Origin of the sequence: Limosilactobacillus sp. WILCCON 0051 (assembly GCF_039955095.1) — a bacterium.
GTDB lineage: Bacteria > Bacillota > Bacilli > Lactobacillales > Lactobacillaceae > Limosilactobacillus > Limosilactobacillus allomucosae.
Genome location: NZ_CP154878.1, coordinates 1,948,189 through 1,964,744, shown reverse-complemented (window position 1 = coordinate 1,964,744; position 16,556 = coordinate 1,948,189). Strand labels below are relative to the sequence as shown.

At 46.9% G+C, this 16,556-nt stretch carries 12 protein-coding genes and 1 tRNA gene; 7 read left to right on the top strand and 6 right to left on the bottom strand.

All coding sequences use genetic code 11. The annotated features are described in order from the left end of the window. Window positions 1-375: 375 nt before the first annotated feature. Together ABC765_RS09080 and ABC765_RS09075 are read right to left on the bottom strand one after the other, a co-directional pair. Complete coding sequence (locus ABC765_RS09080; protein WP_347980305.1) at window positions 376-1,815, bottom strand: MFS transporter; 1,440 nt, start codon at window positions 1,813-1,815, stop codon at window positions 376-378. Window positions 1,816-2,439: 624 nt separating this feature from the next. Next, window positions 2,440-2,799, bottom strand: a complete 360-nt coding sequence (locus ABC765_RS09075; RefSeq protein ID WP_272207505.1) for a HesB/YadR/YfhF family protein — start codon at window positions 2,797-2,799, stop codon at window positions 2,440-2,442. A 319-nt stretch (window positions 2,800-3,118) separates the two neighbouring features. Here ABC765_RS09075 and ABC765_RS09070 point away from each other — a divergent pair, with 319 nt between their 5' ends. Then, entirely contained in the window at window positions 3,119-4,642 is a 1,524-nt protein-coding gene (locus ABC765_RS09070) for a glutamate--cysteine ligase (RefSeq protein ID WP_347980304.1), read from the top strand. A gap of 323 nt (window positions 4,643-4,965) precedes the next feature. Next, complete coding sequence (locus ABC765_RS09065) at window positions 4,966-5,892, top strand: NAD-binding protein (protein WP_347980303.1); 927 nt, start codon at window positions 4,966-4,968, stop codon at window positions 5,890-5,892. A 258-nt stretch (window positions 5,893-6,150) separates the two neighbouring features. On the opposite strand, the gene ABC765_RS09060 is transcribed toward ABC765_RS09065, so the two are convergent. After that, window positions 6,151-6,720: a TIGR00730 family Rossman fold protein gene (locus tag ABC765_RS09060; RefSeq protein ID WP_033934961.1), complete on the bottom strand. Its 570-nt coding sequence runs from the start codon at window positions 6,718-6,720 to the stop codon at window positions 6,151-6,153. A 246-nt stretch (window positions 6,721-6,966) separates the two neighbouring features. Between ABC765_RS09060 and ABC765_RS09055 the strand changes: the two genes are divergently transcribed. Then, entirely contained in the window at window positions 6,967-8,223 is a 1,257-nt protein-coding gene (locus ABC765_RS09055) for a transposase (protein WP_347980302.1), read from the top strand. 1,908 nt (window positions 8,224-10,131) lie between these two features. On the opposite strand, the gene ABC765_RS09050 is transcribed toward ABC765_RS09055, so the two are convergent. Next, window positions 10,132-10,497: a DUF4828 domain-containing protein gene (locus ABC765_RS09050; protein ID WP_347963971.1), complete on the bottom strand. Its 366-nt coding sequence runs from the start codon at window positions 10,495-10,497 to the stop codon at window positions 10,132-10,134. A 158-nt stretch (window positions 10,498-10,655) separates the two neighbouring features. Here ABC765_RS09050 and ABC765_RS09045 point away from each other — a divergent pair, with 158 nt between their 5' ends. From ABC765_RS09045 to ABC765_RS09035, 3 genes are all read left to right on the top strand, one after another. Further along, on the top strand, window positions 10,656-11,666 hold the full coding sequence (locus ABC765_RS09045; RefSeq protein WP_347953694.1) for a Gfo/Idh/MocA family oxidoreductase: 1,011 nt from the start codon (window positions 10,656-10,658) through the stop codon (window positions 11,664-11,666). Between the two features lie 34 nt (window positions 11,667-11,700). Then, complete coding sequence (locus ABC765_RS09040) at window positions 11,701-13,026, top strand: DEAD/DEAH box helicase (RefSeq protein ID WP_347980301.1); 1,326 nt, start codon at window positions 11,701-11,703, stop codon at window positions 13,024-13,026. A 189-nt stretch (window positions 13,027-13,215) separates the two neighbouring features. Continuing rightward, a tRNA-Arg gene (locus ABC765_RS09035) sits at window positions 13,216-13,288 on the top strand. Window positions 13,289-14,665: 1,377 nt separating this feature from the next. Here ABC765_RS09035 and ABC765_RS09030 read toward each other — a convergent pair. Together ABC765_RS09030 and ABC765_RS09025 are read right to left on the bottom strand one after the other, a co-directional pair. Then, window positions 14,666-15,100 carry a GtrA family protein gene (locus ABC765_RS09030; RefSeq protein ID WP_048345236.1) on the bottom strand — a complete coding sequence of 145 codons (435 nt, stop codon included), beginning with the start codon at window positions 15,098-15,100 and terminating at the stop codon, window positions 14,666-14,668. Then, window positions 15,100-15,552, bottom strand: coding sequence for a flavodoxin (locus ABC765_RS09025; RefSeq protein ID WP_033934958.1), 453 nt, complete (start codon window positions 15,550-15,552; stop codon window positions 15,100-15,102). The genes ABC765_RS09030 and ABC765_RS09025 overlap by 1 nt, the downstream gene beginning before the upstream one ends. 130 nt (window positions 15,553-15,682) lie before the next feature. Here ABC765_RS09025 and map point away from each other — a divergent pair, with 130 nt between their 5' ends. Next, window positions 15,683-16,540 carry a type I methionyl aminopeptidase gene (gene map / locus ABC765_RS09020; RefSeq protein ID WP_347953692.1) on the top strand — a complete coding sequence of 286 codons (858 nt, stop codon included), beginning with the start codon at window positions 15,683-15,685 and terminating at the stop codon, window positions 16,538-16,540. Window positions 16,541-16,556: the final 16 nt, after the last annotated feature.

The window sequence follows — 16,556 nt, the reverse complement described above, 5'->3', positions numbered from 1 at the left end:
TATTTCGACAAAAGGCGTCAGAAGTAGGTAAAGTCAGGCAGACCGCGTATGCAGCTACCTACTTTCCGCGAAAAATCAAGGAATAGTAGGTAATTTCCGACCATCAGCTGTTCACGAGCAGTTTTCCTTCACAAATTCAGCGATTTCGTGATCAAATCAATCCCGATCTGCTGGCTTTTGAACAAACATCATAAACAGTTGCGAACGCTAGACGTCTTAGAAATGACAGTCATAAGTTTGAGGTGTCGATCAACTGTCAGAGTCTTCTGTATCTAGCCAAGTTTTCATTATCAAATTACAAAAAATAGCACTAGCTCAGGCTTTCGATGTCTGAGTCTAGTGCTATTTGCATATGTGAATCCTTATCAATCAAAACTACTGCTTATCTTGGTCAAGCAGCTCGAATGAATGCTTTTCCTTACCGATCTGCTTCCAGATATCAATGATCAAAACGTCCATAATCAAGGCGCCAATGATAAACAAAACATATGAATACTTGGTCCCAATGGCAGTCTGAACGACGGTGCTTTGGTGAGGCATTTGCGCAGCAGTGATTGCTAGAATCGTGGAGACACAGGCGGTTCCGATTGAGCCGGCATACTGCTGCAGTGTACTGAACAAGGCATTGCCATCACCAACCAGCTGCGGTTTTAGATGCTGCAGTCCATAGGTCATGACATTGTTGAATAAGAAGCCGAAACCGACCATGTAGACCGCGTAAAAGATCGTCAGCGACCACATTGAGAGATGGCTGCTAAATGCATACATCAAGATCACGGCCAGGTTGGTAAAAAGCGCGCCAAAGATCAGCGGCTTCTTGATTCCTGATTGATCCAGCAGGCGGCCAGTCAGCGGCAGCAGGACAGCTGAGATCAGTGCCCCGAGCAAGAGCATCAGGCCAGCGACAAAAGAATTCTGGTGCAGCGTTAATTGAGCACAGTTTGGCAAAAGGAACGTCATACCGATTTGAATGAACTGAACCATGAAATACAGCAATAGACATGGCAGATAGATCGGGTCAGCAAAGACATTGGTATTGACCAGCGGATGTTTGCGATGCGAGGTCAGGTAGCCGAACATAATCAAGGCAGCCACTGCGACAATGACGTTTCCGTAAAAGGCTGGTGAGCCAAAGCCGCTGGTACCAACGCTGTTTAGTCCCATTTCCAGGCAGATGAAGCCAATGGCAACCAGCAGATACTGCAAAAACTGGAAACGGACGGCAATTGGGTGATCGATCTGCTGAATGTTGGCAATCCCGATCAGGCCAAAAATGATCCCAATTGGCAGGACGATCCAAAAAATCACGCGCCAGTTGATGAATTGATTAACCAGGCCGCCATAAGTTGGTCCTAAAGAAGGTGCCAGCCCGATTACCATTCCACCCAGGCCGGCGTAGGTTCCCTGCATGGCAAATGGAATCTGCTGCATAATGACGAAAAACAGTAGCGGCATTGCCAGCCCAGTACTGATCCCTTGAATTAAACGGCCTAACAGCAGCATCCATAATTGAGGCGCCAGGGCACAAAGCAGACCGCCAGTGATAAATGCCAGAGTAGATGCAGCAATCAAGCCGCGCAGTTTAAAGCGACGCTGCAGAAAAGCTGCCAGGACAACGGTTAGGGCGACAGTCAGCAGATAGCCGGTCGTGACCCACTGAACGGCATTTAGACTTTGGTGAAAATCACGCATCAAAGTTGGAAACGTAACATTCATTGAGGTTTCAACCAAGACACCGCAAAATGCCAGGCCGGCAATACCAATAATTGACAGATTGGTTTTCTTGGTAACCTGATGTTCGTTCGTTTGCTCCATAAAAATCAAATTCCCCTTTCTCAAATAAAAAAACTGACACTGGGAAGGCAAAAATGCTTTTCCTAGTGTCAGTCTGACTTACGGATATACAAGCGAAAGTTATGTCTTAACTATACCACTTTCGAAAATTTTTCGTAAATTAAAAAATCATGATAATTAGGACTCAAACCGGTCAAATGTCTTGCCCAAGCAGGTTATGAGCGAATGGGACATAACGGCTGACTGGCTTGACAATAACCTCGTAAAGATTTGCTAGACGTGTCGCTAAAACGCGCTGATCGGATCCTAAATGACAAATATCGTGGAACGAATTCAAACAGCCGTTGCCTAGCCGCGTTGGAGACTTCACCTCGGCGTCATTTGTCCGAGGCGGTTTTATCCGTTGCCTAGCCGCGTTGGAGACTTCACCTCGGCGTCATCTGTCTGAGGCGGTTTTATCCGTTGCCTAGCCGCGTTGAGAAGTTTCACCTCGGCGTCATCTGTCCGAGGCGGTTTTATCGTTGCCTAGCCGCGTTGGGAAGCTCCGGACTGTGGGATCTGGATTATCGTTGCCTTCAATCGTTGCCTAGCCGCGTTGGAGACTTCACCTCGGCGTCATCTGTCCGAGGTGGTTTTATCCGTTGACTAAACGCGTTGGGAAGCTCCGGTTGTCGCGTCCAGTCTTGAGCCATCATTCGGCGTAAAGTGCATCAATGGGCCATCAATCTGCGCGTCATAGTCGATTGCGACGTCCAAGCCATTGAAAAACCAATAGTCAAAGGCCTGAATGTAGTAATGAATGCCATCGACGACTTGATCAACGACGGGGTCAACGGGATGATCACAGCGGCCGATGCCTTGTGAAAAACCTTGATGGGCATTGGTTTCACCATAGCCCTTGCCAAACAGTTTGATGCCGTTGCCAGGCTTAAGATGCATTTCGTTTTGAAACCATTCACTGGCTTGCGGGGTCATGGTAATCTTGGTTAATTTCTTTTCAGTCATAAGAAAGCGCCTTCCTTAAAATGTTTGCTTTTAGCCTAACATGATACCAGCAGTTTGTCGCCTGGCTTGCTTGATAAATCGTAAATTTGATTAAAAAGTTGGTTGCTTGGATTTTACAGCAGTAATTTTTAATAACCGACCCCATTTTTTTAAAGTTTTGCTAAAATAAGGTGTTGAAGAAACAACCATCGAGATCTGCATTCCTGAAAAGGCGGCTGATCTTTTTTGATTGCGTGCTGTTTAAGCTCGATTAACCGGCAGCATGTGATCGATGTCTAAGCGATGAACCAGCAAGACATTGGTTGAAGGGGGAAAAACTATGGCTGAAAAGCAAGCCAAACTATTGAAAATGCTGAGTGAGGGATCATTAAACGAGCGGATGTTTAATGCCAGCTTTGGTCTGCGCCTGGAAGAGCACCGGATTTTAACCAATGGCCGGGCCAGTCGCTACGAATATCCCAAGAACCTCAGCTCACGCAAAACCAATCCATATCTTTTGAGCGGCTTTTCCGATAATTTAATGGAATTTACCACGCCAATCGTCAGAGGGAGCAAGGCCACCTGTCAGCAGTTAAAGGTCTTAGAACAGATCGTTGACAGTCAGCTGCATGAAGATGAACGGATCTGGCCATTGAGTCTGGCACCAGCACCAGAGTATCAGCACGATCTGGAATATGTCGGCAACAACTGCTCACAGCCGTGGAACAAGGAATACACCAACTACCTGCGCGAAAAATATGGCATTAAGCGGATGATGCTGGGAGGCGCGCATATTGGCTTTAACCTGGACCAAGAGCTGCTCAACGCCTTGTATGACGAGACTTTTAAGGACGATTTTGCCAGCCAGGCCGATTTTCAAAACGCGGTCTACTTCAAAATGGCCCAGTGCTTCTGTCTATGGCGGTGGCTGTTTACCTATCTATACGGTGCCAGTCCGGTTTCAGAAGCCGTTGAACACGATATGCCAGATCACATCAACCTGCCAGTGCGCAGCTTCCGTAACAGTACTTATGGCTACGATAACCTGCCTGATGAACGCCCCAGCTATGAAAGTCTGGAAATCTTTGTCGACCAGATCTCAAAGTTTTTGGAGGATGGTACTTACTATGGTCCGCAAGAATTCTTTGGTCCGGTTCGGCTGCACGGTAAGCATGATGATGACAGTCTGCGCCAGATCGTTAAGGACGGCATTCAATTCATCAGTTTTCGTTCATTTGATCTGGATCCATTTGCCAAAGGCGGCATTAGTGAAGATACGCTGAACTTTTTGGAATTGTTTATGCTTTACACTTTGGTTTCGCCAATGCCGGAAAACCTTAGCGAAAAAATGCAGCAGGCGGTTGAGCGCAATAATGAGGTCGCTTTGCAGGCACCGGATGAACAGACTGACTGGATGCGTGATGAGGCCATGGAATTGATTGAACGTCTGGAACAATTCTGCAGTCAGTTCAATGCACCGCGCGAATACAAGCTGGCATTGAGTTTCGTTAAGCGGCGGGTAGAAGATCCAACGCTGACGATCGGTGGCCAGGTAGCGGAAAAACTGGCGAAGGGCGACCTGTTGAGTTTCGGCCTCAAGATTGCCAATGACCGCTATACCAGTTTCGTGCGCTCGCCACATCCATTGCAGGCGCTGGCTGGCCAGTATTCCGACAGTGTTCAGAAGTTGATTAAGATTGCCATCATGAGCGGGGTCCACGTTGATTTTGAAGATCCGCTAAAGCTCAGTGTCGGCAATCGCGTTGAGACCTTTGACGCGCAGGCTGATCTTGATCTTTCCCGGGGTGCTTTGGATTACTTGTTGAACCTGTTCCCAGAATTGGAAGGTAATTTGGCTGAATAGCAAAAAGCAGTTGGGAGGCGCGCCCTGAATGGGAAGCGCCTTTTATGTTACGATGCGGTTTAGCTTGATAAATCTATGCTGCAGTAACTGCTTGGACTCACCAGGCTGTTTGCTTGATCAGATAGTAACGCCGCTCTAGGTTGCCCTGGTCAGGTGATGTCATGCCGGCTGCTTGCCTTAAACCAGTTGTTTGGCTTGGCGGGGGATGCTGTGCCGCGTGTCTGCATAATCGCCTCACGCAGGCCGCATTAATTTTCAACCCGTACTTGCATAATCATGTCATGCCGGCTGGATTAATTTTTAAAATGAGAGGACGATGGATTTTGCGTAAGCTTGGAATTATTGGACTTGGCAACGTTGGCGCGCTGTTGGCCAATCTGCTGGTGGCACGGCAGGCTGTTGATGAGCTGGTTTTGATTGATACCGACAGTGATCTGGCAGTCGGGCTGCAAAATGATCTGCTTGATGGTGTGTCGGCACTGGCAGTTCAGCCAACGATCAAAGTACAGGATTACGCGGCGCTCAAGGATGCGGACGCCGTTGTCTTGGCAATTGGCAAGGCGGAATTGTTAAAAGAGCAGCGGTTTGCTGAATTGACCGATGTTGGGAAGATGATGCGCCAGATTGCACCGCTGATCAAGCAGAGCGGCTTTAGCGGGGTACTGCTCAATCTGGCCAATCCCAACGAGGCAGCCACGGCCTATCTGCAATATTTAACGGAACTGCCGCGGCCAAAAGTAATCGGGCTGGGAACGGTTCTGGATACCGCGCGCCTGCACCGAGCCATTGCCGATCAGGTCCATGTCGCGCCCAGTGCAGTGACTGGCTTTATCTATGGCCAGCATGATGGCGAGGCCGTGCCAATCTGGTCAACGTTTCGCATCAATGGCCAACCATTGGAAAAGCCGGTAATGGGACAAAAAATCGATCCGCACCAAAGCGAGATTCAAGCTAAGCTGAATGGCTGGTATGCAATCAAAGGTCAAGGGCAAGACGTCAGCGGGATGGCATTATGGACGATGCGAATTCTGCAGGCAGTTTTGTCAGATGAACAGGTCAGTCTCCCTGTGGCGCTTTATCAGCCGCAGTATCAAAGCTATCTGAGTTTTGCCGCGCAGCTTGGTCGACGGGGTGTTGGCAACTATACGCTTTTGCCATTGCGGCCATTGGAGGAAGATCAGCTCAAAGTTGCGGCCCAAAACATTCAAGATCAGCTGAACGTCCTGCTTGAACTGCCAACTGAAGACTAGGTTAGGGCGTTTCGTTAATACGGGCATAAAGTCAGGCCGTTGCTTTTGCTGATGAAAGTCGCTCCAGTATTTTAGCTGGTCGCATCAATCAAAAAGATCATCACGGTCGCGTTAGGCTCGGGATGATCTTTTTAGTTTGCAGGCATAATTGAAGATTGGCAAAATTCATGATTACGCTTATTTGGCAACTTATACTGTTACTTCCTAATTTGTTGGGTCAGGTGGGGGTCGTTAGCGAGATTCGCAAGCAGATTTAGTTTAGCGATACTGTCGGCGGGCTGGCGCATGGTAATGGTTCATAAACTTCATCAAGTCATCAAACGAATAGGCGAAATGGATCGCATCCAGATATGACTGTTCCAAAAAGCCAGTATCATGCATGCGTCTCAGCATATTGCGCAATGGATCGTAAAAACCGTTGACGTTATAAAGCGCAGTTGGTTTGGCATTATCGCCCAATGACATCCATGAAAAGGCCTCGCTGATTTCTTCCAGCGTGCCGATTCCACCAGGCAGCGCCACCAGTCCGTCCGCGAGATCCATCATCAAATCCTTGCGCACGTCCATATTGGAAACGATTTTGAGATCCTCAACGCGGTCCAGTGCAGTTTGGCGTTCATACAGCTGTCTGGTGATGACGCCATGGACTTTGCCTCCATTATCCAGTACAGCATTGGCAATCACGCCCATGGTTCCATATTTGCCGCCGCCATAGACCAGCTCAATGCCATTTTGCGCCATCTTTTTGCCAAACGCCGCGGCCCTTGCTTGGTAGATGGGATCGTTGCCTAGATGCGCACCACAGTAAACGGCTAAACTCTTAATCATCAAATCGCTTCTTTCCATTTTTTATTTTAATTGTAAACCGATTGATCCATTGTTGCTGATGTTTTATCAAAGATGAGAATCGGTCAGCAGTTTTAATTATGCCTAGCCGAAAATCCCGTGACTTTAGTCATGGGATGGATAGGCTCACTCAACGCCAATTTGGACACTTTTTCTTTAGTCATTAAGAACACCTCAATCGTTATAGTCATTAGCTGATGATATAATTCAATTAAAGGAGGTGAAAAAATGAAGTCAATGGCACAGTTAGAATATCATTATGGATTGAAGGTTCGTATCTATCCGAGTGATTACCAGAAACAAATAATCAAGGTTAACAGCGATGCCAGTCGTTTCGTCTATAATGAGATGGTTGCGATCGGTAAAGAGCTCTGGCAATTAAACCGAGTAAAACTGTCGATTGATACGGTTCAAGATCGGATCCAACAGCTAAAGCTTCGTCAAAACGCTAAGCAGATGTCAAATCATTTCCAGTTTTTAGAAGATAAGCGCATTGACAGTCTTGCTAAGGCTAATGCCATTCAAAACTATCACAAGGCTTGGAACGCTTTTCGCAAGGTTCATGAAACCGGTGTGCCAAAATTTCATCGTAAAAGCTATGCTTGGCGATACCAGACCAACTGTCAATATCCAAAACAAAAGACGGCCCGGCTAGACAACGGTACCGTCCGCTTTGAAGACCGCAAACATATTGAGGTGCCTAAACTAGGACGTTTGCGGATCAAAGGCGCTCAGCAGCGACTATTGGATCGTCAAGGCGAAACACGCATTGGTACGGTGACCATTTCCAAAGATGCTGCCGATCGATTCTTTTTGTCGCTGCAATTAGGTTCCGATACACCGTTTGTTCCTAAGCTTAGCCGCACTAATCGGCAAATTGGCATTGACCTAAACACAGAAAACTTTCTGACTGCCAGTGATGGTCGAACCATCGCTAACCCACGCTACTATCGAACAATCAAGGGAAAATTAGCTAAAGCACAGCGCACTCTTTCACGCCGCCAGCGCCGGGCTAAAAAAGAGCAGCGTTCCTTGCGGGAAAGCAAAAACTACCAGAAGCAACGTTTGTTAGTCGCTAAGATCCATGCACGGGTATTTGACCGCCGCCATGATTTTCTCCAACGCACATCTACAGCACTGATCAAGAACCAAGATCTCGTTGTAGCTGAAGAATTGAGGAGTAAGAATCTGTTAAAAAATCATGCCTTGGCAATGAGCATCAGTGATGTTGGCTGGCGGTCTTTCTTGGGTATGTTGTCATACAAAGCCGACCTTTATGACCGTCAATTTATCACGGTCAGCCCTAAAAACACGACCCAAACCTGTCATGACTGTGGCTTTGTAATGGGAAGTGACGGAACCGAAAAGCTGACCCTGGCAGATCGTGAATGGGTATGTCCACAGTGCCATGTTCATCATATCCGCGATTACAATGCAGCACTAAATATTCTAGAAAAAGGACTCCAGAAACAACAAAAAGCCTAGTCAAAAAGCTAGGCTCATTCCTATGGCAACCTGGGAATGTAAAAGGCATTGGTAATTAGATGATCACTGCTCAAGCAACTGCGGCTGTTTGAGTAAATCGTCCGTATCTATGCAAATTGTGGTTCAGACACTCAATACAGGGGTGTTTGCCCACAAGCCATCGACTTTAGCCGATGGTGGTTGACCATCATCGTACCGGCTGGCAGGATAATCGGAATCGGCCAGTGGTTGTTAACTGGAAGATGATCGTTATAATTGGCGGGACCGTTTCTGAAATCAATGATCTGGCAGTGAAAAAGGCTCTAGCTTGATCATGGCATGCCACATTAACTACATTTGCTACCCCAGTGATCCTAATGACCAATTAGCCGATCTATCAGTAACGAAAAATATTGCCACGGTGGACGTAACGGTAAATAGCCGGATTATCAACAATGAAGGTGGGTCTTAGTGATTCTGGTAGTGGGGAGCCGCTTAATTAAAGAGCTAAGGTGCCTGATTAGCGAAGATGAAGGTGGGCCTTAGTGATTCTGGTAGTGGGGAGCCGCTTAATTAAAGAGCTAAAATGCCTGATTAGCGAAGATGAAGGCGGGCCTTAGTGATTCTGGTAGTGGGGAGCCGCTTAACTAAAGAGTTAAAGTGCCTGATTAGCGACGATGAAGGCGGGCCTTAGTGATTCTGGTAGTGGGGAGCCGCTTAATTAAAGAGCTAAGGTGCCTGATTAGCGACGATTATGCAAAAAAATCTGCATAAAAACATATGACAAATTTATCATTACCTACTTTTCTTAAAAAAAGCTGTATAAGTAGGTAAAAAGCAATGTATATCAAGTTAGGGAACCCTAACACTACCTACTATTTGATAAAAATCGTCCAATAGTAGGTAATTCACAAAGTCGGTCTGATCCAATCATCCCTTAAATATACAATTTTACTGATGATTACCTACTATTTCGGAAAAAGGCTTTGGAAGTAGGTAAAGTTAGGCGAGCCGAATATTCACTTTACCTACTTTCGGACAAAAAACAGCGTGAAGTAGGTAAATTTATCCCCTCAACCCCATGAATGCCCATATTTTCTCACAAGATCAACCGCTTTATGGGAACAGACTGATCAAGATTGACTGAAAAGCTGTTGATGGTGACTCGGACAATGAGAAAGTGGTTGTGTCGGGAGTTTGAAACACATTGTTGATGACAGCCTGGACAATGAAAAGTCAACCGTAAACAGATGAAATCGCCCGAACAGCAATGAAAGAAAGCAATGTCATTAGCAAGCGCGGGTTCGTTTGGCAGTGGAGTCACAATGGCGTTTGGAGGCAATGTCGAACGCTCGTCAACCACATTTCGTAGTGATATTGGGGAGCTTCCTGATATCATTTGAACAATCGTCAGCCACATTTGACAGTGGAGTCATAATGGCGTTTGGAGGCTATGCCAAATGCTTGTCAGCTATATTTGACGTTGAAAGCACCACGGTTTCTGGGAGCTGCCAGACATATTTCGAATGCTTGTCAGCCACATTTTGTAGTGATATTGGGGAGCTTCCTGATATCTTTTGAACAATCGTCAGCCACATTTGGCAGTGGAGTCACAATGGCGTTTGGAGGCAATGTCGAACGCTCGTCAACCACATTTCGTAGTGAAATCGCCGCAGCTTTTGGAAAATCAGGAGGCCCACCGAACTCATCAGCTGCCATTAAACCGGCTTAAGCCAAATTGTTCTAAACTTATTTCAATGGCGGCTCGGACCGACCCAAAATAGTCAAATCGATGCAGTTTTCGTTTTGAGGGTGGCCTGCACACCAATGTCAATTAATCAAACCAGTGCCATCGTTAAGACTAAAGGCAATAAAAAAACGGCGTCCGTCGCGGAACGTCGTGAATTAGACATAACGTAATTGAATTAATTATTGCACAGGTTGAATATAGTAGACTTGGTCATCGGCTTCATCGATCAGCTTGGCGGGGCGCTGTTCATTGGCTTGAATCGTAATGTGATAGCCAAACTTGTCCAGATAGACGAGCTGTTCGGCGCTAACCTGCTGAACGGTAGCCGGAATCAATTGGTTGTCGATTCCCAGCTTGAGTTCTGGCGAGATCGTAATAATGTGTGAACGGTCACGCTCTTCATCATAGTATTTCCAGGTACCGGCATAGAAAACGGGCAAGGCCGCGACGGGATGATTCTGTTTCTTAGATCGGCTGAAACCAAACGAACTGGTGATTCCAGCCATTAGTCCCGCACCGAAAAGCAACATTCCTTTTTTCTTCATTCTGCTCAATCCCCTTCAATTTAACTTGATTTTTCATTTGATCATAAATTTACGATTTTAATTATACACAGCTTTGTGTTATAGAAAGATTTCATTTCTGTTAAAAACTGGAAATAATTGTTAGAATGAAACGTAGCAATTGTAAAGGAGTGATCGAATTGCTGAAATTGGGGATTATTGGAACTAACATTATTACTGATCAAATGCTTGACGCGGCTAAGACCACGGGCAAGTACGAACTGACGGCGGTTTACTCGCGAACTGAGGAACATGCCGAAAAGTTTGGCAAGCCATATGGAGCCACGCAGTTTTTTGACAGCTTGGAAGATTTCTTTGATGAAGGCGACTTTGACGTGGTCTACGTTGCCTCACCAAACAGCCTGCATTATGAACAGGTTCGCTTAGCAATCGAAAATGACAAATTCGTAATCGTTGAAAAGCCAGCCTTTGTCAACCCAAACGAATTTGAGGGCATTGAATCGCTTTTGGCAGCCCACCCAAAGGCCCGTGTCGTTGAAGCTGCTCGTCATATTCACACGGGTCTTTTCCATGCGGCTGAAGAACAGCTCAAGCAGATGCCGGTTATTCAAGGTGCCAACATTACGGTAATGAAGTATTCTTCTCGCTATGACAAGGTAGTTGCCGGCGACAAGCCATATCCAAACATCTTCACGGCTGAATTTGCCGGTGGGGCATTGATGGACCTGGGTGTTTACGCTGTTTATGGTGCCGTTACTCTGTTTGGCGTTCCGGACAGTGTCGTGCTGTTCCCAACGATGGTCGCAAGCGGTGTTGATGGGATGGATACCGCCATTTTGAAGTATGACAAGTTTGCCGTAACGCTGAACTTTGGTAAGACGGCCAACTCGCATCTGGTTTCTGAAGTGTACGGTCTTAAGGATACGCTGGTCTTTGACTCAATCTTTGACACGACCAAAGTAACCTACTATGACAGTGAAAAGCAGGCCCACCCACTGGAAGCCAAGTACTACGAAAACTCAATGGTTGATGAGCTTAACGATTTTGCTGATCTGTTCAATGATCCAGAAAATCCAGAACAGCAGGCTAAATACCGTCGCTGGTTCGATCTGGCGCGCAAGGTCAACACGGTAATGTATGATCTGCGTCGCTCGGCTGAATTGACTTTCCCAGCTGACGATAATCGCTAGACATCAACTGACTAAATTAAAGGATGGATATCTGTTGATCGAACAATTTCAACAACTTTTTGATGAAAAAGGTTTCCAGCAGCCAACGCAGATTCAAACTGCGGTTGCTGAAACCCTAGCTTCTGGAAAATCAGTCTTAGGAATCGCGCCAACTGGTTCTGGTAAGACGCTGGCCTTTGCCTGGCCGCTCTTGCCTAAAGTTGAGCCCGGTGCCGGCGTTCAGATTCTGATTTTGGAACCATCACAGGAACTGGCAATTCAGACGACGGCAGTTTTGCGCGAATGGGCCAATCTGATCGGGGTCAAGGTGCGCTCGCTGACTGGTGGTGCCAATCTGCGGCGGCAAGTGGCAATGCTTAAAAAACAGCACCCCGATGTCGTTGTCGGGACGCCGGGACGCGTGCTGCATATGCTGGACAACCGCGATTTGAAGCTTGACCGGCTGAAGACGCTGGTGATTGATGAAGCCGATGATCTGTTGCGCGATGATACGCAGGCGGTGGTGGAAGACATTGAACGCGCCACCCCCATCAACGCGCAATTGGCCTTTTTCTCGGCAACGAGTTCGGCAGCCTTTGATCAGCTCAGCGTCATGTTTGGCCGCGACATCATCACTTATGACGTTCGTGAAACGGATCAAAGCCGTGGACCGGTTCGGCATGGCTTGGTCTATGCACGAACGATGAGTCAAAAAACGGCGATGCTTAATCGGTTGAGTCACACCAAGGATTTTCGGGCGCTGGTCTTCTTTGACAGTGTCAAGACGCTGCACTACGCGGCCAGTCGCTTGAAGCATGAGCACGTCGCTTCGGCAACTCTGGGCGGCAAGCAGCGGCAGACAGAACGTGAAACGGCACTGCGCCAATTCCGCAAGCGTCAGTTAAAGCTGCTATTGACCACTGATGTCGCCGCGCGGGGGTTGGATATTCCCAAACTGCCAGCCGTGATCAATTTCGAACTGCCCACCACTGTCGATCAGTACGTGCATCGAACTGGGCGAACGGGACGGCAGGGTGAGCCTGGCTTGGTAATCAATCTGGGCAGTGATCATGATTTTCGTGATCTGAAAAAGCTGCTGGCCGATACCGACTATCAATTTACGGAATTAACGGTTGGTGAAAAAGCCGTCACCGATGAAAAGCCGGCCGATGGAGCAGCTAAAATGCCGGTGCGTAAAGAAGCCAGCCGTGCGATTCAAAAGGAGCAACGTGAAAGCAAGCGTGAGGTTAAAAAGAGCATTCACAATACGCTGGATGGCTTTTCGATGCCGGCTAAGCGCAAAAACCGCAAGAAGAATCGCAAAAACAAGGGAATTCGCCTCAAGCATCGTCGCATGGCGGAAAAACAATCTGATCAATAGTCTTGACAGCTGGCGGATATTGAGCTGAGCATTTTTTAAGTAAGTGAAGTCTCGGTTCCGCCTGGCTATCTCTGTCTGATAGGGGTGGCATCGCTTCAGACACAAGGCATGCTTGATTCGGATTCAACATTAAAGAGATATTGTTGACTTTACGATTGAACATAAATGTGCGACAATATTTCTTGTTGCGGTCCCATAGCATAATTGGATAGTGCATCCGCCTCCTAAGCGGTCGATTCCGGTTCGAATCCGGATGGGATCATTTAATTTAAATTGATTCAAGTCTTCAGCAAGTCGCCGTCCTTAATTGGGTAGCGGCTTGTTTTACGTTGAAGACTTAAATTTTTTGTTAAAGCCAACCGATGCCAGCCCATTCGCTCAGTCAATCTTGTCTTCGGTAATTTGCTCAGTCAATCTTGTCTTCGGTAACATGATCGGCCACGCAACACGGCTGCCGGTAATCTCTGGCGTCATTCAATGGCCTAAGCCTGGGGAATGACTTGCCTGCTCCTGTGCTGACAGCTGGTTAATGAAATTTGCCAGTCGCTGCTCGTTGCCCAATTCGGAAAATGCCGTGGATGATATTTAACTGTGGTCGATGACGCTTGGCGGCGATGAGTGACGATTAGCAATGATTCACTGTCATTTGTGGGGACTTTGATCATGCCAGGCCATGGCTCGCTGACATTTGACTGAGGGCGATGACGGTTGGCGGCGATTCAGTGGAGATTAGCCATGATTCACTGTCATTTACGGGGACTTTGATCATGGCAGGCCATGGCTCGCTGACATTTGACTGTGGTCGATGACGCTTGGCGGCGATTCAGTGACGGCTAACTATGATTCGATGGTGTCTGATCGGCGGCTTGTGAAGGAAATTAGGCATTTACCCGTTGCGCCCTTTGAATTTACCTACTTTACGCTGTTTTTTTGCCAATAGTAGGTAGCTGCATACGCGATTCATCTGACATTACCTACTTCTGAAGCCTTTTGTCAAAATAGTAGGTAAAAATGCATATTCTGGGGATGATTGGGCCAGACCGACTTTGTGAATTACCTACTATTGCGCAGTTTTTATCAAATAGTAGGTAATGTTAGGGATCCCTAACTTGATATACATTAATTTTTACCTACTATGCATTGGTTTTTCGAAAAAAGTAGGTAATGAGATTTCGCCAGCCATTATTATGCAGAAAATTTTGAATATTTGAGTCTAATTAGGTTCAATGCTGTGGAGTAGATGCCCGCATTCATGAAGAAGATCGATTTTGGCCCGTTGCAGACTTTTCGATTACAACGTTTGCTTCATTTTCGGCGCAAGGCAGATAAATGACCTCAGCAATTTTTGAAGTTTTATCTATTTGGGCGATATTTCGTTAAATGCAGGTAATGGGCGAGCAGGATAGGTGCCACGTCACAAATGAATGGACAAAAAAAGCGTGATAGCAGATCTGGTAAAATCTGGAATCACGCGATGCTGTTTGGTTTAAGAGCCGAATCTTCTCTTTAGAATTCGGAAACCCGGCTTCAAAGTCAGTAAGTTTAAGTTTTAGAGCGTATCTTTCGAGTCAGTGCTCGTGATCAGGCTCAGCTTGCGTTTGCCAGTCCGATCGATCTCATAAGTCTGACGATACCGGGCTTAGCGATTGGCAATTTTGTCGTTGGTTTTAAAGATCAGCCACTTGGAAAAGATATAGTTGGCAATCACGACGACGACATTGTCCAGAATCTTAACGACCAGCTGCTGGATTGCGGAGTCAAAGCCTAAAAGCGTCACCCCGACGTACATGAAGACGATATCGATCAAAAGCGTCAAGGCACGATAGAAATAGAATTTGATAAACTCCACGATAAAAGCGCGGAACGTCGTATAGTGCGAGCCAAAGACCCAGACCTTGTTCGTTAAATAAGCGACCAGAACGGAAACAAACCAGGCAATAATGTTGGCAAGCTGATAGTTCCAGTGAATGCCGGAACTGAGCCATTGGAACACGCCGATATTGACGATGGTTGTCACCACGCCCCAAAACAGGTAGGCAATGACGCTTTTATATTTATTCCATAATTCAGTCATTAGTCTTGAGCTGCCTTTTCTACCAGCTGCTTGGCAAACGCGTCCAGCTTGGTGATATCGTCTTGATCTGGTTCCAGGTTGATGTGAACGTTGTCAGCACCCTTAACGGCACCGGTCTGTTCAAAGGCCTCGCCAAACTTGTCAACAGCCAGGCAGAAGAAGTCTTCATAAAAAGTATCGCCTGAGCCGGCTACCCCATAAACCTTGCCGCTCAGATCCTCTTCTTTTAAGTCATCGAAAAAGTCCAGGCCTTCATCGGGCAGGGCACCTTCGTCATAAGTGTATGGGCAGACTACGCAGATGTCGACGTCTTCAAAATCAGCAGCGTCGGCCATCGTCATTTCGGTTTCTTCAACTTCAACGCCTTGGTTTTCCAAAGCTTCGGTAATAATATCGGCAACGTCTTCATTGTTACCAGTAATCGTGGCATATACGACCAATGCTTTTGCCATTGTTTTTCCCTCCACGTAAATAGATTCGTAAATAAATTCGCAACGGATAGTATAACACAGAATTATTTTGCGGCCGTGAGTGATATACTAAATAAGATATTAAAATTTATAAACTAAGGAGACTTTCTGGATGATTAGTTTAAAGTCACCACGCGAAATTGAAGCGATGGAAAAGTCCGGTGCCGTTTTAGCAGGGATGCACATTGGGGTGCGCGAAATCATTCGGCCTGGCATTTCCAGCTGGGTAATTGAAGAATTTGCTCGTGAATACTTCAAAAAGGCGCATGCAATTGCCGCTCAGATTGGTTTTGAAGGCTACAAATACGCAACCTGCATCAGCGTTAACGATGAAATCTGCCACGGTTTTCCCCGCAAAAAGCTGATCTTTAAGGACAACGATCTGGTTAAGGTTGATACGGTCGTGAACCTGGATGGCGCCTACAGTGATTCCTGCTGGTCATACGCGGTTGGCAAGGCCAGTGATGAGGTCAAGCGCTTGATGGACGTTACTTACAAGTCATTGTATCTGGGAATCGATCAGTGCAAGGTCGGCAACCGGATTGGTGACATTGGCGCGGCCATTCAGCACTACACGGAAGATGAGAACGGCTATGGCGACGTACGCGAATTTGTTGGCCATGGTATTGGACCAACGATGCACGAGGATCCAATGGTACCTCACTATGGCAAGGCGGGGCAGGGAATTCGGCTGCGCAACGGGATGACCATTACGGTAGAACCCATGATCAACACCGGTACCTGGGAAGCTGATACCAGTGATCCAAGCGGCTGGCTGGCCAAAACGGCAGATGGTGGCCTGAGCTGTCAATACGAACACTCACTGGTAGTTACCGACAAAGGCCCTAAGATCTTGACTTCCCAAGATCCAGAAGCCGATGCCGCTTATCTGTACGATGACAACTACGCTGAATACTTGGCGCACTACGCTAAGCTGGCCAAGGAAGTTGCCAAAAAGTACATGAAATAGTCCATAAGATAATTAC